This is a genomic window from Legionella nagasakiensis (assembly GCF_900639915.1).
GTDB lineage: Bacteria > Pseudomonadota > Gammaproteobacteria > Legionellales > Legionellaceae > Legionella_A > Legionella_A nagasakiensis.
Map to the genome: position 1 here is coordinate 25,137 of NZ_CAAAID010000003.1, position 18,595 is coordinate 43,731.

The following is an 18,595-nucleotide window of genomic DNA, read 5'->3' on the forward strand; positions in this document are numbered from 1 at the left end:
TGATGTAACATTTTTTTAAAAATTGGCGAACTTCTCACAAGCCTTGTCATAAAACCTATGTTAAAATTTCCATACTTCTTAATTAACCTAAGTTCTATTTCCATGCTGGAAAGTGACCGTTTAATCAGTTCGCAGGCCACCTCTGACGACGCCATTGACAGGGCAATTAGACCGTTAAGTCTTGAGGAATATATTGGTCAGGATGAAGTGAGAGCGCAAATGAGGATCTTCATTGATGCTGCTCTGAAACGTCACGATGCCTTGGATCATGTCCTTGTTTTTGGTCCACCAGGCTTAGGTAAAACAACGTTGGCAAATATCATTGCTCATGAAATGGGGGTTAACTTACGCCAGACTTCTGGCCCTGTTCTGGAGCGAGCAGGGGATATCGCGGCTATCTTGACGAATTTGCAGGAAAATGATGTTTTATTTATTGATGAAATTCATCGGTTAAGTCCTGTGATTGAAGAAATATTATATCCAGCCATGGAAGATTATAAGCTGGATATTATGATAGGCGAGGGACCGGCAGCACGTTCTATTAAACTGGAATTACCTCCATTTACCTTAATCGGTGCAACAACCCGCGCCGGTTCTTTAACGTCGCCCTTGCGTGATCGTTTTGGAATTGTCCAACGATTGGAATTTTATTCCGTTGAGGCTTTAACGCATATAGTAAATCGTTCGGCCCGATTACTAAATGTTGTTGCTGATGATGAAGGAGCCAGTGAAATTGCTTTACGTTCTCGTGGGACGCCACGCATTGCCAATCGTTTATTGAGGCGAGTACGAGATTATGCAGAAGTCAAAGGGGATGGTGTTATTAATCGAATAACAGCACAGCTTGCATTGGATATGCTGCATGTGGATCAACATGGCTTCGATGTGATGGATAGAAAACTATTGCTTGCTATCATCGAGCGTTTTGCTGGGGGACCAGTGGGAATTGATAGTATTGCTGCCGCCATTGGTGAAGAAAAAGGAACCATTGAAGACGTCCTTGAGCCTTACCTGATCCAACAGGGATTTCTAATGCGGACCCCTAGAGGAAGAATGGCAACTCAATCGGCCTATGAGCATTTTGGCATCGCAATAACAGAACATAATTAATGCGTATGAATACAGAGAAAGAATACAGAGAACAATTTACAGTTTATGCTGAAGACGTGGATCATATGGGCATTGTCTATCATGCGAATTACCTGTATTTTTTTGAGCGTGCCCGAACAGAAATGCTACGTAACCTTGGATTATCTTTGACTGCAATGGCAAAATATGGTACACATTTCGCCATTCATGACATACATATACGTTACCTTCATCCAGCCAGATTAGATGATGTTCTAACCATTAAAACAAGATGTGTGCGTCTTAGAATAAGCACGTTGGAGTTTAAACAGCGTATGTATAATCAATTGAATCATTTGTTGAGTGAAATTACCGTCTTTGTCGTCTGTGTGAACGACCATCTAAAACCGAAACGTCTACCAGATAATATATTGAAGGAGTAGAACATGGTCAATCATGCCAATGTGTTGAGTTATTTTTTTCAGGCAGGATTTGTTGTAAAAACGGTGATGCTGATTTTGCTGATTGCCTCTATTGCCTCATGGACTCTTATTTTACAGAGAGCGTGGTTTTTTAGGCGAATAAAGTATCAGTATGAGACATTTAGTCAACGCTTTTGGGAAGCAAATGATTTAAGTAAACTCTACATGGAAGTTGATTCCAATACCGATACGAGGCATGGATTAGCCGCTATTTTTCATTCTGGATTTAAAGAGTTTTTGCGTGTCCGTAAAGTGGGGCAGATTGCATTGGAACCCATACAAAGAGTCATGCAAATAAACCATGCCAAAGAAGCAGCGCGGCTTGAGCAACATTTACCTTTATTTGCTTCTATTGGCTCCATCGCACCCTACATTGGCTTATTTGGCACGGTTTGGGGAATTATGACTTCATTTCAAGCGTTGGGACATGCCCAGCAAGCCACGATTGCTATGGTAGCTCCAGGAATTTCAGAAGCCTTAGTGGCTACCGCACTTGGATTATTCACTGCCATACCAGCCGTGATTGCATTTAATCGTTATACTGCACGTTCAAACGCGTTGTTGGATAAGTACGATCTTTTTCAGGAAGAACTTATTGCATTAATTACACAACAAACATCATCACCTGTAAGAGGATGAACCGAATAATGAAGAAGAAAACGACACGTGCTCGCCCGATTGCTGAAATTAATGTCGTTCCTTACATTGATGTCATGTTGGTTCTTTTGGTTATTTTTATGATTACCGCGCCTATGCTGACTCAAGGAGTAACCGTCGACTTACCAAAAGCTGCCAGCGACACCATGAAGGCATCTGAACGCGAACCCATTATTGTTTCGGTGAACCGACAAGGTGATTATTTCCTAAACGTAAGCACAACACCTGATATGCCTATCACGTCTCAAGCATTGATGGTACGTGTTGCTGCCGAATTGGAATTGGCACGTCAATCAGGTAAGCCAATCCATGTTTTGGTTAAAGGCGACCAAGGGGTTTCTTACGGTAAAGTGGTCGTTGCAATGAGTCTATTAAAACAAGCCGGTGCTGAACAAGTTGGGTTAATGACCGATTCTTCTGAAGTCATTCAGGGGGACATGGCATGATGGAAGAGAAAAGTTATCGTGTGGCATTTGCAGCGGCCATTATGCTGCATGTTTTGATTGTCATTTTTTTAATCTCAGACCCCAGCAATAATAAGCATCCTGTTTTAACGCTTGAGGCTAAAAATGAACATTATCAAATACAGCAAATTGAACCACAGTCTCAAGAGCAGGCTATTAAAGCGGTGAGTGTCGATAGCCAGGAAGTTATGGAAACGGTTAACCGTTTGAAATCTGAACGTTTGCGCGAAAAACAAGCCGAAGAAAAAAGACAACAAGCTTTAGCACAACAAGCAGAAGCAGCTCGTAAACGTCGTATTAAAGAACAGCAACGACTGGAAACATTAAAAAATGAAGCAGCCAAATTGGCGAAAGCGCGTCAACAGCAATTAGTTGAAGAACAAAGACGGTTAAAACAGTTAGCAAAACAAAAACAAGAAGAAGAGCAACGTCTGGTTGATATAAGAAAAAAACAGCTTCAGCTGCAAAAACAGCAGGAAGAAGAGGCTGCAAAATTAGCGGAATTAAAAAAGAAAAAGGCAGAAGAAGAGGCCAGAGAACAAAAAGCGCATGAAGCACAAGCCAAAGCAGAGGAGCAAAGAAAAAGGCAAGCTGCAATAGAACAAGCCGCCAGAGATGCAGAAAAAAATGCCCGCATTGCTGGAGAAGTGGACAAGTATAAAGCATTAATCATCAATGCCATTAGCCGCCAATGGATATTGCCTGATAATGTTGATAATCAATTATCCAGCAAGTTTCGTATTCGTCTTGCTCCAAATGGTGCAGTGCTCGAAGTTAATCTAGTTCGTAGCAGTGGAGATCCTATTCTCGATCGTTCAGCTCAATCAGCAATCTATAAAGCCTCTCCGCTGCCAGTACCAAGTGATCCAGATGCATTCAATATCTTTCGTGATATCAGTTTAACCGTACGACCCGAAAACGTGAGGGGGTAATTTGTGATGAATCGTTTTTTGGCCATTCTATTCTTATTGGTTACTAAAATGGCTTTCTCGCTCGATCTTGAATTAACACAAGGTATTAATGCCGCACTGCCTATTGGTATTAATACTTTCAGTGGTGGACAGGCTGGACAAACGTTGAATGGAATCATTGAACATGATCTGCGTTTATCCGGCCAATTTAAAATTATTCCTGAAATCCAGTCTGGTACTGATACTAATACTTGGCGTCAGGCCGGCGCTGATAGTGTATTATCAGGACAAGTAACACCAAGCGGATTCAATCGCTATGATGTTCATTTTGAATTATTGGATGCGGCAGCTCACGGCCGTTTGTTGTTGGCAAAGGATTTTCAGATCAATGCCAATGAATTAAGAGCCCTGGCTCATCATATCAGCGATGAGGTTTATCAAAAACTAACAGGCGAGCGCGGTGTGTTTTCTACACGAATTGCCTATATTTTGGTTCAACATGAACATGGAAAGCGAAAATACTCTCTGGAAGTTGCAGATGTTGATGGACATAATCCACAAAGTCTACTTATTTCAACCGAGCCTATTATGTCACCGGCTTGGTCTCCGGATGGGAAACAGATTGCCTATGTGTCGTTTGAAAAAAAACGCGCGCAAATTTTTACTGTCAATGTTGAAACTGGAAACCGCCGTTTAGTAACCAATTTCCCGGGCATTAATGGTGCTCCGGCGTGGTCTCCTGATGGCCGGGAATTAGCCGTCGTTCTCTCAAAAGAGGGCACCCCTAAAATATACAGTGTCAATTTAACCAATGGTGCCATGAAGCAACTTACATTTGGTGATGCGATTGATACTGAGCCTCATTATGCGCCAGATGGTCGTTTTCTGTTATTTACTTCCGGCAGGGGGGGGGCGCCACAAGTTTATCGGCTCTCATTAAGCGATGGTAAGGTAAGTCGAGTCACCTTTGAAGGCAATTATAACGCTCGTGCTTCCTACACCCCTAATCAGAAAAATATTGTTTTACTGCATCGTGAAGAGAAGCAATTTAACATTGGTGTACAAAATACGGATACAGGACGAATCACGCAATTAACCTATTCACCGATGGATGAATCACCTTCTGTTTCCCCTAATGGACGATTAATCCTTTATGCCACGCATTATCAAGATAAAGGGGTATTAGCAATGGTATCAATTGATGGACGTATTCGCATGCGCTTGCCATCACGCCAGGGGGATGTGCAAGAACCATCTTGGTCTCCTTATTTAGGATGAACTGTCATTGCTCTTTCCCTACTTTGTCGACGGATTTGAATCTTGCGGACAAGATTGCAAGGCAAAGATGAGGGAGAGGAGTTACTATATAAGCCATGGTCATCATGAAAAACAGTGTATTGGTATTTATCTTATCATGTCTTTTACAACCACAGGCATTAGGCTGGAATGCATTAGGTCATCGTTTGGTTGCCCAAATTGCTTATGATCACCTAACACCACATGCACGCAGCACATTCAATCATTATAACCATGCTTTGGATAAAGAATATCCACCTCAAAGCCTTGTTAATGCCGCCGTATGGCTGGATAGCATGAGATATCATGATGTGAACTGGTTTAACAGCATGCATTATATAAACTGGTACTTTTCCGAAGATGCTAGTCCCATACCGTTGACGCAAATGATTAATGCACTCTGGGCAATCCGGGAAGCATCTCATGTTTTAGAAAGTAGCAAAGCTAATGAATTTGAAAAAGGCATTGGTTTACGTATTCTTTTACATGTGGTTGGAGACATTCACCAACCATTGCATGCGGCATCGCGAGTCAGTAAGCAGCTACCGGAAGGTGATCAAGGTGGCAATCTTGTTCATCTTGGCAATAATCCAGTTGCCGATAATCTCCATGCCTACTGGGATAAAGGGGGTGGATTACTCCTGGGAAAGCGTCATTACAGTCGTCACTACGTCATTAAATGGACGTCAGCTATTGAGAAGCAATATCCATGTAAACCAGCTTCCATAGATATTGAACCAAACCATTGGGCAGAAGAATCTCATAAGCTCGCAGTAAAATATGCTTACACCATAAAAAATAATGAAATACCCACCGTTCAGTATCAACGAAACGCCCAGAAAATTGTTAAGCAACGTCTCGCTTTGGCGGGTTGCCGTTTAGCCGCTGTATTAAATCAAATTGATAGCAACCTATCAAAGAAGAACAGTGGCGTTTCGTAATTATGGTAGGGGAGTGCATTGCAGGATATTTTCAGCATCCATGATGCATCCTATGAATATAACCTGTTTTTATATACCACGATGAATTTTTAACTATAATAAAAATCTTACATACATACATAGGAAACCGACTAATGAAACAAATTACTTCTCACCTGTTATGGATATTGGCCTTAATATTTACAATGGTGGCACAGGCATCAGATGAGTTGCCGGTTTCCAAAGCAATGACAGAAAAAAAACAAAGCACACTGACACCACAACGGGCAGTAGAAATTCTAAAGGAAGGGAATAAGCGATTTTTACAAGATAAAGTACGTTCATATGATTACCGCAAAGAAATGAAAGTCACCGCAAAGCGTGGACAATTTCCAGTGGCGATTGTCTTGAATTGTATTGACTCCCGAAGCATCGCGGATATATTGTTTGATCAGGGACTGGGAAATTTATTTGTCTCCAGGGTAGCGGGGAATGTGGTGGATACTAATATTCTGGGTGGAATGGAATTTGCCACGGAATACGCAGGAGTTCCCTTGATTATAGTGATGGGACACACACATTGTGGGGCAGTGCATGGCGCATGTGCTGGTGGCGCTTCGGGGAATTTGAAACATGTACTGGATCATATCCAACCTGCAGTGAATACAATTATTCATGAGGATAATACCTCTAAAAATTGTAACAGTCCTGCGATAGTGGATAGTATCGCAAAACAAAATGTCATTAATCAGATTGATTTGATTTTAAAGAATAGTCGTGCCATAGCAAAATTAGTAAAAGAAAAAAAAGTTATGGTGATTGGAGCAATGCATAATATAAAAACAGGCGAAGTCGTATTTTTTGACATAAACGAAAAAGCGTTATAGTGATGTACTGCATCGTTTAAAATGCAGTGTTCGTTAGACGCAATACGATGAATGTTGTATCTAGTTACAGCTAGGGAGCAGCATGGAAGGTTTAAAAATTAGTCATTTTACAAATCGGGAAGATGGTACTGGCGCATCTGTCTTTTTATTTGAGCAAGGAGCGGTTGGTTCTTATGTTATTGCAGGAGCGGCATCTGCATCCCATGAAATTGCTGTACTTGATCCAGAACATAGCGTACCTTGCGTACATGGATTAATGTTAACCGGTGGCAGCACGTTCGGATTATATGCCGCCGAAGGCGTTGTGCGCTACCTTGCTGAAAAAAACATAGGCTTTCAGTTACCGCATGCAACAATTCCCCTGGTTCCAGCTTCGGCGCTCTATGATCTGAGTTATCGTAAACCTGTAGCACCGTCCGCAAGCGCAATCTACGAAATTTGCTCTGCTGCAACAGAAAACAACACAGAAAGTGGTGTCATTGGGGCAGGAACTGGTGCAACCGTTGGAAAACTTGTTTCATCTGCCTATGAAATGAAAAGTGGTCTTGGTCGCTCTGCAATACAGCTTATGTCAGGTCTGGAAGTGATTGTTTACGCTGCTGTTAATGCCGTAGGAGATGTATATGATAACGGAAAATTATTAGCCGGAGCACGTTTTAAAGATGGTCGCTGGGCTAATAGCCAGGACCTGTTATTATCAGGGCAATCCGAAAAAAATTTATTTGCAGGGACTAATACAACGTTGGTAGCAATATTTACCAACGCCAAAGGAGATAAAGCATTCCTTAAGAGAATTGCAAAAATGGCAGTCGCAGGGTGCGCGCGTGCTATATCCCCTGTTTTTTCTCCTTATGATGGTGATACTATTTTTTGTTTTTCCCTTGGGGATTGGGACGTTGGCGAGCTTATACTAGGAACAATCGTGGCAGAACAGGTAAGACTTGCCATTATTGATGCGGTTAAATGTGCTGAAGTTATAAAAGAGTCGTAACACAATGACAAGATATTTAATTTATAGGAAGTAAACATGCTGTGTAGTCCACAGCATGTTATTTACTCAGGTTTTTGTAATGATTCAATAACAGCCCCTAGAAAGCGAGTTGCCTCTCCCCCTGTTACCGCGCGATGGTCAAAACTTAATGAAAGCGGCAACAGATGATGCGCTTCAATGTTTCCATCGACGCTGACGGCACCCTGATATAACCGACCTACAGCCAGGATAGCAACCATGGGAGGAACGATGATTGGGCTTGCAAAACGGCCAGCAAACTTGCCAAAGTTGGATAAGGTAATGGTCGCGCCTTTTAATTTTTCCGCCGGTACATCACGTTCACGTACAGAATGTTTATATTCGTTGATGATTTCGCGTAATTCTTTAGCTGAGCACTGATCTGCATTATGAATGACAGGTACAAATAAGCCATCTTCAGTATCCATCGCAAGGCCTAGATGAACCTCATCAAAACAGCAGCGTGCTCCATGCTCTGTATCAAACCAAGCATTTAATGCTGGTTCCTTTTGACAGGCATCAACGATAGCATGAATGAGACGAACCGTAATATCATCACCTGGTTTCCAACGTTCAATATCCGCTTCATCAAAAATACTAACCGGCACAACCTCTTGATGTGATTGCACCATGCTATTAAGCATCGCTCGTCGAACGCCGCGTAGAGGTTCAAATCCTTCCTTAAGTTGTGATTTTTTCTCGGCTGCGCGCTGCACGTCTTCACGGGTTATAACGCCATGCTCACCACTGCCTTTTAGTGTATTTAACTCAATACCTAATTTTTTAGCCAGCATACGCACGGTTGGGGTGGTTTTAATGCGTTTATGAGTACTTACTGCTGAACCAACAATGAAACGATCTTCACTGATTTCAGTACTTTCTTCAAGATTGCCAACAACCGTGCCCTTGTCTTTGACAACGGTTCCTTCCGCTTCAAAAGCAACCAATGGATCGCCTGTTTTGATGACATCACCGGATTGACCAAAAAGCTTTACAATCGTTCCATCCTGTGGACAAGGAACATCAACCACCGCTTTTGCTGTTTCCATAGAAACCAGCGGTTGATCAGCTTTCACTTTGTCTCCTACCTTAACAAACCACTCATGAATCTCGGCATCAGGTAGACCTTCACCTAAATCAGGTAAATTAAAAATAGTCATGATTACTCCATTATACTCAAAACACTTTCTTTAATCCGATATACGCTGGGAAGATAGTGTTTTTCTAATTGAAAATAGGGCATGACAATGTCATACCCTGTTACTCGCTGCACAGGAGCAAGCAATTCTGCCATGCAATTTTCCATGATTTGTGCTGAAATCTCAGCACCAACACCACCTGTTTTTGCACCTTCATGGACAATAACACAGCGTCCTGTTTTTTCAACGGAAGCTAAAATAGTTTCAATATCCAGTGGTTTGATGGTGGCCACATCAATCACTTCACAAGATATTCCTTCTTCTGCTAGTTGTTTGGCCGTCTGTAAAGTTTCGTGCATGCTTGCCCCCCAACTGAGCAAGGTCACGTCTTCTCCCTCCTGCAAAGTAAAACATTTTCCCAAGGGTAAAGCCTTCCCATCATCTTCAACCGGTTGTTTAACCAATCGATAAATACGCTTAGGCTCAAGAAAAATAACTGGATCAGGATTACGGATGGCTGCGAGTAATAATCCATAAGCTCGTTTTGGTGAGGAAGGAATCACCACTTGTAGGCCTGGGATATGAGCAAACAAAGCTTCTGTGCTTTCAGAATGATGTTCCGGCGCTCGAATCCCGCCACCAAATGGTGCACGAAACACCAAAGGACAGTGAAGTCGGCCACGGGTACGATTACGCATACGGGCTGCATGGGATATGATTTGGTTCATTGCCGGATAAATAAAACCCATGAATTGGAATTCGGCTACAGGCTTTAATCCCTGTGTGGACATACCTACGGCAAGACCTGCAATCATAGATTCAGCTAAAGGTGAGTCAAAAACGCGTGCTTCACCAAATTGCTCTTGCAAGCCAGCGGTTGCACGGAAAACACCACCGTTTTTACCAACATCTTCTCCAAAAACCACCACGTTTTCATCATGAGCCAATTCATAAGCTAATGCTTGGGTTACCGCTTCTACCAGAGTAATATCAGCCATTTGCTGCTTCCTCCATGGCAATTGCACGTTGTTCAACAAGGTAATCCGGAAGGGTTTCAAAATGATAATCAAAAGCACTACTGATTGGTTGTGGCTTTTTATTTAGATAGTCATCAACCGCTTTTTGCACTTCATCTGCACAAGACTCAATCAATGCGACTTCTTGTTTTTCGTTCCATAACCCTTGTTTTTCAAGATAAACTCTAAACCGTTTGATTGGTTCATTTAATAAAGCGTGTTCAACTTCCTCTCTCGGCTGGTAACGTGTCGCATCATCAGCCGTCGTATGATCACAAAGGCGGTAAGTTAATGTTTCAATCAGAGTAGGACCTTCTCCACGTCTTGCTTTTTCAATGGCTTCACCGACAGCTTCTCGTGTTGCCAAGATATCATTGCCATCCACTTGTAACCCATTAAAGCCTGCAGCAATGGCTTTTTGTGCAATGGTTTGTGATGCCGTTTGTTTGTTTAAAGGGACTGATATAGCCCAACAATTATTATTAACGACAAAGACTAAAGGAAGCTTCCAAATACCTGCAACGTTCATGGCCTCATAAAAGTCGCCTTCGGACGTGCCACCCTCACCAATACACGCAACCGCCACACGCTTCTCGGCCCGGTATTTAAAGGCAAAAGCCACGCCTGCAGCATGCAAACATTGGGAAGCAATGGGAACACAAATGGGCAAATCTTCTGAACCACAACAAAATTGGCTGCCACGTTCATCGCCACCCCAGTAGGCCAAGATCTCAGACATTTTGACACCTCGCTGAAATTGGGCAGCATAATCACGATAATAGGGGACTAGCACATCATCGGCATGCATCGCATGACCAATTGCAGTTGAAATTGCTTCCTGACCATTAATGGGCGCATAAGTTCCCATCTTGCCTGTACGTTGTAACGCAATTGCTTTTTTATCAAACAAACGAGCGCGAACCATTTGGCGGTACAAATCAATTAATGTCGCTTCATTTGCAGCAAAAGAGGGTAGAGTGGCACATAATTCGCCATTACAGTCGAGTATTTGGTTATAAGGTATTTCAAAGCGTGCAACGATTGTTGCCATAGCTTCTCTCCGTTTAAGCAAGAAGCTTCATAGAATACTCATAATTTTTCCTAAACACCAGCCATTGGAGCGGTCTCTTCTCCGCGTCTTTTTATACCCGTGCAATCTCTTGCTAAAACTTAGACTTTATTTAAGAGAGATTGCTCTTCCTGGCACCTAATAGGGACTAAGAAACAGGCCATTAGAGAGACGATCATGGAAAACATTGATATAATTACCTCATCAGCAAATATGGCATTAATCAGCTAGAATGTTATCATTTCTTAATTGCTATCATGAGAGATGAGAGATGAGAAATGAAAAAACACGTTGCCACCATGTTGGTCATGAGTATTATTTATTGACTACTGTAGCATCCCACGTCCGTGAGCAAAACGACAAAGGTAACATCTGCCATAGCAATTAATGCTCCGCAATTTAAAAAGGTTAAAAAATTCCCTTAATCCCCCTTTGCAAAAGGGGAGATCATTAAGAGTTAATGCAACCTCTAAAAAAGGTGTTGGGGAACATGGACTGTTGTAAAAGGCAAATTTTAAAATTTAAGGTAAACATTGAGTAATATAGCTGTCTATCCTTTGGATTATTCAGAAAATCTTATTGATCGTTACTATTCGCTTAGCCATCTTCCAGGATTTGTATTGCTGGAAAGTAGTGATGAAAACAAGGGGCGTTACGATATTATAAGTGCCTATCATTATGATGAATTTAAAATTTATCATGATACTGACATCAACTTTATTTTTAGCCAAATCCAAGAACGCCTATCTCATATTTCTTCCATGCATGACTTTCCTTTTCAAGGAGGAGCTATTGGTTATTTTTCCTATGATTTTGGCGCAAAGCTTTTTGATATAAATTCACCCATCCATCCGTTATTAGCCACTATGCCAATGGTTCATTTGCGCTTTTATGATTGGGCAATCTTGGCGGATCATAAGACGAAGCAAGTCCATTTAATAACAGCCAACTTAAAATCGGAAACAATCCATATCATTAAAGAAATCCGAAAGCGGTGGAGTCAATCGTCCGTTTCCAATCAATCTTGTACCTTACGGAAACCTTTTGTCCCCTTGATATCAAAAGAAAATTATCAGCAGGCATTTCAAGCCATTCATCAAGAATTAACCAGAGGCCGTGCTTATCAGGTGAATTATACACAGGCATTTTTGGCTAGCTATTCTGGAGATCCCTGGGAAATGTATTGCCGTATTCGTAACCGAAATCCCGTGCCTTTTTCTGCATTTTTACGCTCTGAGGAAGCAGAGATTCTTAGTTTTTCACCAGAGCGATTTCTTTTGCTGAATGAAAAAACTTTACTCGCCTCACCAATTAAAGGATCAGCCAGGCGCTCACATGATATGGTCATAGATAATCAGTGGCAAAAAGCCTTAGTTTCCTGTCCCAAAAATCAGGCGGAAAATATCATGATTGTTGACTTGCTGCGTAACGATTTAGGTAAGATTGCTGTGCCTGGTAGCGTGAAGGTCAAATCCTTATGCGAATTGCAAAGTTTTAATTCCGTACATCACTTAGTAAGTCACATTGAAGCTCAGTGCCTTGAAAATATTCAACCATTAGAAGCATTTGCTGCTTGTTTCCCTGGCGGGTCGATCACTGGTGCTCCAAAAAGAGAAGCCATGCGTATTATTGCTGAGCATGAGCCGTTTGCACGTGGTGTTTACTGCGGAAGTATTGGCTACTTCTCACGACATGGTCGTTTTGACACAAACATTGCCATTCGTACGATAACGGCAAAAGATGGTTATCTGTATTTGCCAGTAGGCGGTGGGATTGTCATTGATTCAACTTGCGAAGAAGAATATTTGGAGTGCTATACTAAAATTAAAGCAATTATGAATAACTTAGTAAACTATGCTTAAAAAATCTGCTGTTGTTGTCTTACATGAACAAGCAGGCGATTCGTTGATTCTTACCAAACGCAGCCCCAATCTGCGCAATCACCCTGGAGAGTTTTGTTTTCCAGGTGGGGGATGGGAGCATGGGGATAGTGATCTGTGGTCAACCGCTTTGCGTGAACTTCATGAAGAGTTAGGCATTGCTTCTTCACGAGTAACATTTATTATGAAATTACAGCCAGAACAAACACTTATTGGAACAACCATTCATCCATGGCTTGCAACCATTTCTACCCTGCAACCCTATAGAATGAATGAACATGAGGTATCGGATGTTATTACGTTACCGATGAAAGAAGTCACTAAGATCGGCAACTATCAAGACATAGCCGTAAAACAGCAGGGTCAAATAGTCCACTGCTGCCAATTTATAGGCAGCGAACAGTTTGTTTGGGGTGCAACTGCTCGCATTATGAAACAACTATGCTACGTTAACAACGCCAATTCACCGTAAAGCACGTCTTAAAATTTTTCCCACGTTGGATTTTGGTAGTTCTTTGTAAAATTCAATGATCTTAGGCACTTTATAGGCTGTTAAATGCTCGCGGCAATGAGTCACTATTTGTTCTTCAGTTAAAGAAGAATGTTTTTTCACAATACAGGCTTTGACTTTTTCTCCCGAGTTTTCATCCATAACACCGATGACCCCTGCTTCCAAAACATCAGGATGCATGTTGATGACCTGCTCAACTTCATTGGGATAGACATTAAAGCCAGAAACAACGATCATATCTTTTTTACGATCAACAAGATAAACAAATCCTTTTTCGTCAATGGTTGCAATATCACCAGTACGTAAAAATCCATCAGGCCAAAATACACGCTCCGTTTCTTCTGGACGTCGCCAGTAACCCGCCATAACCTGAGGTCCTTTTACACATAATTCGCCTCGCTCTCCCACTGGAAGTTCATGACCGTCTTCATCTCGAATCGAAATATCGGTTGATGGCAAGGGTAAACCAATACTGCCATTATATTCTTCAAGATACATGGGATTAATTGTAACTGCAGGACTTGTTTCTGTCAGACCATACGCTTCAAGCACGCGTGATCTTGTTCTTTCTCGCCACTGAACGGAAACGCTTTTCTGCAAAGCCATCCCACCGGCAAGCGCCAATTTTAGTTTGGAAAAATCAATTTCATCAAATTTTGGATGATGAAGTAAAGCGTTAAATAAAGTATTTACGCCCGTAATGGCGGTGAAACCTGTCTGTTTGATTTCTTTAATGAAATGAGGGATATCACGAGGATTGGTGATTAATATGTTTTTTGCTCCCAGTTTGAGAAAGGTCAGGCAATTTGCTGTGAGAGAAAAGACATGATAGAGAGGCAGAGCAGTAACAATAATTTCTTGATCCCCCAATGCTAGAGGCTTTATCCAAGCAGAAGCCTGCAATACATTGGAGATCATATTTCCATGCGTTAATATCGCACCCTTAGCAATCCCAGTTGTACCCCCCGTATATTGAAGAAAAGCGATGTCTTCTTGATTAATCTCTATGGGCTGGAATGTTTTATTTTTCCCTTGTTGCAAGGCTTGATTGAAACTGATTGCATTCGGAATATGGTATTCAGGAACCATTTTTTTTACATATTTGACAACAGCATTGACGATGAGGCGTTTTATGACCGGAAAAACATCACCGATTTGCGTAGTGATGACATGTCGTAGGGAAGGCATTTTAGGTAGTGCTTTTTCCACTGTCTTGGCAAAATTAGCCAAAACAACGATGGCTTCGGCTTCCGAATCATTGATTTGATGAATGAGTTCATCACTGGTATACAGCGGGTTCGTATTTACAACAATTAAGCCTGCGCGTAGGCTGGCAAAAAGTACGATAGGGTATTGCAATAAGTTAGGCATCATAATGGCGATGCGCGTCCCTTTTTGCAAGCCAATTCCCTGTAAAAAAGCAGCAAACTGCAGGGTTAATTTATCTAACTCACGAAAACTGATTTCAGTGCCCATATTCGTATAAGCAATATTTTCTTTAAATGTTTGGCAGGTTTCCTCAAACATCTGAACGATAGAAGTATAATCGTTCATGTTGATTTCGCTTGGAACAGTCTGCTGATATTGCGACAACCATAATTTCTCCACGTTGCTGGCCTTCTGTTATTGATTTCTGCATGTTAGTATAAACAAAAAAACTGGCGATGGATATCGCGGGCATGACTGATAAAATACTGAAATCACAGGCATTTAAATTGAAAGGTAGGCTTTATACGCTCACTGTTCTGTCTATTTTAGAAACAGATAAGTTTCTTTTTTCCCAGCAATTGTCTGAAATCGTCTCACAAGCCCCCCGTTTGTTTAAACAAACTCCAATTGTATTGGACTGTTCTGCTATTGACAGTAGTCAGCTTGACTTACAAGCGTTTTGTCAATCTGCACGTGAGCACGGTTTAATTCCTGTTGCTGTGCAAGGGGGAAATGCAATGCTAGAGACCTTAGCACAATGTCAAGGACTTGCGGTAGTAAACGCTTCTTCCAATCATGATAAGTGGCTGCCAGATTATCATCAGGAAGAAGCACCAATGACAGAAATAATAAAAACTAAACTGATAACAACGCCAGTGCGTTCTGGACAGCAGATAGTAAGTCCTGGCGATCTGGTGATTACGGCGGCAGTTAGTCATGGAGCTGAGCTTTTGGCTGACGGCAATATTCATGTGTATGGCGCTTTGCGTGGCAGGGCGCTTGCAGGGATTAATGGCAATAAAGACGTTCGAATTTTTTGTCAGTCTTTGGAAGCCGAGCTTGTTTCTATCGCTGGATATTATCGTTTAAGCGATGCGATGGAACCTATCGCTAAAGCATGTCAAGTTTACCTTCAGGATGATCATATTCAAATTGAAGCATTATGATTACCGCTGTTTTTATATCCGATCTTCATTTGCATCCTAATGAAAAAAAGATAACGAAACGATTTACTGATTTTATTGAGTGGGCTGCAAAAAATACTCACGCTCTTTATATATTGGGTGATTTTTTTCATGTATGGGCCGGTGACGATGCTTTAGATGATTGGAGTGCATCCATTGCTGAACGCCTGGCTTGGTTGGCGTCTCAAGGCGTTGCAATTTATTTCATGCATGGCAATCGGGATTTTTTGCTGGGAGAACGGTTTGCACGTCTTGCAAAAATACAATTACTTCCTGAGCCCACTATTATTAAATTAGGCTCCGAACGCGTATTATTAGTTCATGGTGACCGTTATTGTCTAAACGACGTTCTTCATCAATGGTTGCGGCGCATTACTCGTAATCGTATTTTCCCCCAATTATTTTTACGTATTCCTTATCGCATCCGAAACAAAATTGTTAACAAAGTTCGTGCACACAGCCAGGCTGGGCGTTACCGGCCTCAGTCACAGTATGACATTGTTTCCACGGCTATGTTAGAGCATATGGAAAAATCCAACGTTCATCTCGTGATTCATGGGCATATACACAAACCTGGTCTGACTAATTATGAATATCATGGTCAATCATACAGCCAGTTTGTATTAAGTGATTGGGATGACAAACCACTGCTGATGTGCTATGATAATTCAAATGGTTTTTATTTTGACCTTTTCTCGGGGGAATAGCCAACATGTCAGGTGATGCAGATAGAAGAAGAGTAGATGCAGCAAAAGCCAGAGAGGCGAATGAGATTTTACGATTGCTGCGCGCAAAAATGGAAGAAAATGCCAAAGATGCCTTGCGGGAATCTCAAATCGGTGCTGCCGAAAGAACCGCGCGCCGCGAGAAAAAAACCGCTAATGCAGATCAATTGTGGGATGAGGTGGATAAAACTGCCAACAGTTTAGTGAAGCAAGGTAATGCTGGTTATGATAGTTGGGTTTCAGCAATGGCTCGCATTATAGAGAATTGTCGTTTGTTGGGTGAGGCGATTAACAAATCGGATCCAATGGGAAAAATATTCCTTACAGCACACAATAAATTAAGTGAAATTCTAAGTGCGGTTAAATATCAGAACGCAGTGAAGGCCGCCCAAGAGTACACACCACAAGATAGTGCTAGATTGCAAGATAGTGCTGAATTGTACGAAAAAGCAAGAGAGTTTAAGATAGATTTAAACAAAGTAAGAAGAGAAATCGCTGCAGAAGAGGATGCACCAGCGCCGCCGCCCTCTCTAACGCGATAAAGGATAATTGAATCTTTATAATTGCGTCTCTATGATGCTTCTAAGGGTATACCGCTATGAAAGCGAAATATCCCATCCCGCGAGCAAATTAATTCATTTTCAAGTGTAATAAATTGCTCAAGGCGCGTCTCGATGTTTTTTCCATAGAAATTTGCCAAGCGCAGATAATCTTGAAAATGACGCGCTTCGGATTTGACGAGGGACGCGTAAAACTTGGCGAGTGATCGATCTTCCAGCATAGGCACTAAGGCGCTAAATCGCTCGCAAGAGCGTGCTTCAATGATGGCTCCAATAATTAATTGATCGCATAGGCGTGAATTCGTACACTGAATTGTTACTTTTTTGTGTAGTCTTTGTGCATAAGCAGAAGGCTGCAGCGCTCTATAGGCAATCTTTCGTTCTTTTAAAAGGGTCATGACCTTTTCAAAATGCAACAATTCTTCCCGGGCAAGTGGAGACATGACAGTCACCAGCTCACGCTTCTCTGGGTATTTGCTAATAAGATTAATGGCTGTTGCCGCTGCTTTTCTCTCGCAATGGGCGTGATCAATCAATAACAAGGGCAATTGGATCATTGCTTGTTTCAGCCATTCAGTAGGTGTTGGAGTTTTCAGAAACTGAATAAGAATTTGAATGTCAGGAACTTCTGGCTTTACCATAAACGAATACACTATACTTTGAAAAATATAATTATACGTGTCTTAAGATAAATTATGAATGAAGAAATAAAAGAGCCTGATCTGTCTTTATGGTTTTCAACGTATGGCTTACTGACTGCCGAACGAATTCTTGAGAGATTTAAAATTCGTCTTGTGCAAGATGAACTAATCAGTGCCGTTAAAAATCCCCGTAGCATTTATTTTCAGCTGTTGCGTGTGCCATTAAAAAACATTTTCAATGGCATTATTCTGCAGCAAGCCCGTGATTATCAAGGATATGCTCAGAAAATATTTATTGATTATCTGATGTCAGGGCAAGCCGATAAACCGCCGGAATCTCCTGGTGCAAGCATTCGTGAAGACATGGAAACCGAACGGAAGAATCTTGTAGAAGTGGGAGAGGCATTTAGTGAACAAGAAGCGGCGCATTTAAAATTAATTTCTGAAAGTCAGGCAAGTCTTATCAAGCTTGCTCGGGAGTTGCAAAAGATTTTAGAAACTGCCTCACAAAAGATTGCTCGCGTTTTGCAAAGTCATAACCTTGCTAAATCCCAGGATACTATTCAACAAGCTATTCGCTCTGCCACCATTCGTTACGATAAGGAAGAGGATGAAATATTCAGCAAAACTTCCTCATTTTGGTCTATTATGGAAAAAGAATTGAATCTGACTTTTAATGATGAATTGCGAGATCAGGCGACCAGCGTATTAAATGAATTTAGAAATGCAAGAAGCCAGATTGATGAAATTCTTGAAACTTATCTTAATCGAACGGATGAAATGACCATGGCACTTCGTGACTATCGGAGTCAATTCTATAAGCAAATTCTTCGGGCATCTGAGCTGGTTCAATTATTGCCCGATTATCATCCGGATGAAGGACGTAGAACAGAAAATCTTGAGTCTCTTGATTTTGATGCAAACATTGGTGAAAGATGATGAGCTGTTGATTAAACTTATTCTAAAA

At 41.5% G+C, this 18,595-nt stretch carries 20 protein-coding genes; 15 read left to right on the forward strand and 5 right to left on the reverse strand.

Annotated elements, in window-relative coordinates; genetic code table 11:
- Nucleotides 1–102: 102 nt before the first annotated feature.
- The 9 genes from ruvB to E1O52_RS03080 all read left to right on the forward strand — a co-directional run bounded on the left by ruvB (nt 103) and on the right by E1O52_RS03080 (nt 7,676).
- Nucleotides 103–1,110 (forward strand): Holliday junction branch migration DNA helicase RuvB, encoded by a 1,008-nt coding sequence (gene ruvB / locus E1O52_RS03040; protein ID WP_133127238.1) that lies wholly within the window; start codon nt 103–105, stop codon nt 1,108–1,110.
- Nucleotides 1,110–1,511 carry a YbgC/FadM family acyl-CoA thioesterase gene (locus tag E1O52_RS03045; RefSeq protein WP_341272563.1) on the forward strand — a complete coding sequence of 134 codons (402 nt, stop codon included), beginning with the start codon at nt 1,110–1,112 and terminating at the stop codon, nt 1,509–1,511. The genes ruvB and E1O52_RS03045 overlap by 1 nt, the downstream gene beginning before the upstream one ends.
- 3 nt (nt 1,512–1,514) lie before the next feature.
- A complete protein-coding gene (gene tolQ, locus E1O52_RS03050; protein WP_133127239.1) occupies nt 1,515–2,189 on the forward strand; it encodes a protein TolQ in 675 nt (224 codons plus the stop codon).
- 8 nt (nt 2,190–2,197) lie between these two features.
- Nucleotides 2,198–2,653: a protein TolR gene (tolR, locus tag E1O52_RS03055; protein ID WP_423202703.1), complete on the forward strand. Its 456-nt coding sequence runs from the start codon at nt 2,198–2,200 to the stop codon at nt 2,651–2,653.
- Entirely contained in the window at nt 2,650–3,603 is a 954-nt protein-coding gene (gene tolA / locus E1O52_RS03060) for a cell envelope integrity protein TolA (protein ID WP_133127241.1), read from the forward strand. The genes tolR and tolA overlap by 4 nt, the downstream gene beginning before the upstream one ends.
- A 6-nt stretch (nt 3,604–3,609) precedes the next feature.
- The gene (tolB, locus tag E1O52_RS03065; RefSeq protein ID WP_423202710.1) at nt 3,610–4,860 is read left to right on the forward strand and encodes a Tol-Pal system beta propeller repeat protein TolB; all 1,251 of its coding nucleotides are present in this window, start codon (nt 3,610–3,612) and stop codon (nt 4,858–4,860) included.
- 95 nt (nt 4,861–4,955) lie between these two features.
- Nucleotides 4,956–5,819 (forward strand): S1/P1 nuclease, encoded by an 864-nt coding sequence (locus tag E1O52_RS03070; RefSeq protein WP_133127243.1) that lies wholly within the window; start codon nt 4,956–4,958, stop codon nt 5,817–5,819.
- 134 nt (nt 5,820–5,953) lie between these two features.
- Complete coding sequence (locus E1O52_RS03075) at nt 5,954–6,685, forward strand: carbonic anhydrase (RefSeq protein ID WP_133127244.1); 732 nt, start codon at nt 5,954–5,956, stop codon at nt 6,683–6,685.
- An 82-nt stretch (nt 6,686–6,767) separates the two neighbouring features.
- Nucleotides 6,768–7,676: a P1 family peptidase gene (locus E1O52_RS03080; protein ID WP_133127245.1), complete on the forward strand. Its 909-nt coding sequence runs from the start codon at nt 6,768–6,770 to the stop codon at nt 7,674–7,676.
- Nucleotides 7,677–7,738: 62 nt separating this feature from the next.
- Here the strand turns inward: E1O52_RS03080 and E1O52_RS03085 are convergent, their stop codons facing one another.
- The 3 genes from E1O52_RS03085 to pdhA are packed head-to-tail and all read right to left on the reverse strand — an operon-like array spanning nt 7,739 to nt 10,900.
- Nucleotides 7,739–8,854, reverse strand: a complete 1,116-nt coding sequence (locus E1O52_RS03085; RefSeq protein WP_133127246.1) for a dihydrolipoamide acetyltransferase family protein — start codon at nt 8,852–8,854, stop codon at nt 7,739–7,741.
- Between the two features lie 2 nt (nt 8,855–8,856).
- Nucleotides 8,857–9,831, reverse strand: a complete 975-nt coding sequence (locus E1O52_RS03090; RefSeq protein WP_133127247.1) for an alpha-ketoacid dehydrogenase subunit beta — start codon at nt 9,829–9,831, stop codon at nt 8,857–8,859.
- Nucleotides 9,824–10,900 (reverse strand): pyruvate dehydrogenase (acetyl-transferring) E1 component subunit alpha, encoded by a 1,077-nt coding sequence (gene pdhA, locus E1O52_RS03095; protein ID WP_133127248.1) that lies wholly within the window; start codon nt 10,898–10,900, stop codon nt 9,824–9,826. Before pdhA ends, E1O52_RS03090 begins: the two co-directional genes overlap by 8 nt.
- A 551-nt stretch (nt 10,901–11,451) precedes the next feature.
- Here pdhA and pabB point away from each other — a divergent pair.
- Together pabB and E1O52_RS03105 are read left to right on the forward strand one after the other, a co-directional pair.
- A complete protein-coding gene (gene pabB / locus E1O52_RS03100) occupies nt 11,452–12,780 on the forward strand; it encodes an aminodeoxychorismate synthase component I (protein ID WP_133127249.1) in 1,329 nt (442 codons plus the stop codon).
- Complete coding sequence (locus E1O52_RS03105; protein WP_133127250.1) at nt 12,773–13,270, forward strand: NUDIX hydrolase; 498 nt, start codon at nt 12,773–12,775, stop codon at nt 13,268–13,270. The genes pabB and E1O52_RS03105 overlap by 8 nt, the downstream gene beginning before the upstream one ends.
- On the opposite strand, the gene E1O52_RS03110 is transcribed toward E1O52_RS03105, so the two are convergent.
- Nucleotides 13,262–14,917, reverse strand: a complete 1,656-nt coding sequence (locus E1O52_RS03110) for an AMP-binding protein (protein ID WP_133127251.1) — start codon at nt 14,915–14,917, stop codon at nt 13,262–13,264. The two genes, E1O52_RS03105 and E1O52_RS03110, sit on opposite strands and share 9 nt — an antisense overlap.
- 71 nt (nt 14,918–14,988) lie before the next feature.
- Between E1O52_RS03110 and minC the strand changes: the two genes are divergently transcribed.
- The 3 genes from minC to E1O52_RS03125 are packed head-to-tail and all read left to right on the forward strand — an operon-like array spanning nt 14,989 to nt 16,969.
- Entirely contained in the window at nt 14,989–15,684 is a 696-nt protein-coding gene (minC, locus tag E1O52_RS03115) for a septum site-determining protein MinC (RefSeq protein ID WP_133127252.1), read from the forward strand.
- On the forward strand, nt 15,681–16,409 hold the full coding sequence (locus E1O52_RS03120; protein WP_133127253.1) for a UDP-2,3-diacylglucosamine diphosphatase: 729 nt from the start codon (nt 15,681–15,683) through the stop codon (nt 16,407–16,409). The genes minC and E1O52_RS03120 overlap by 4 nt, the downstream gene beginning before the upstream one ends.
- 5 nt (nt 16,410–16,414) lie before the next feature.
- Nucleotides 16,415–16,969: a hypothetical protein gene (locus tag E1O52_RS03125; RefSeq protein WP_133127254.1), complete on the forward strand. Its 555-nt coding sequence runs from the start codon at nt 16,415–16,417 to the stop codon at nt 16,967–16,969.
- Between the two features lie 29 nt (nt 16,970–16,998).
- On the opposite strand, the gene E1O52_RS03130 is transcribed toward E1O52_RS03125, so the two are convergent.
- On the reverse strand, nt 16,999–17,628 hold the full coding sequence (locus E1O52_RS03130) for a MiaE family protein (protein ID WP_133127255.1): 630 nt from the start codon (nt 17,626–17,628) through the stop codon (nt 16,999–17,001).
- A gap of 54 nt (nt 17,629–17,682) precedes the next feature.
- On the opposite strand from E1O52_RS03130, the gene E1O52_RS03135 reads away from it, so the two are divergent.
- Nucleotides 17,683–18,567 carry a hypothetical protein gene (locus E1O52_RS03135; RefSeq protein ID WP_133127256.1) on the forward strand — a complete coding sequence of 295 codons (885 nt, stop codon included), beginning with the start codon at nt 17,683–17,685 and terminating at the stop codon, nt 18,565–18,567.
- The last annotated feature ends 28 nt before the right edge of the window (nt 18,568–18,595 follow it).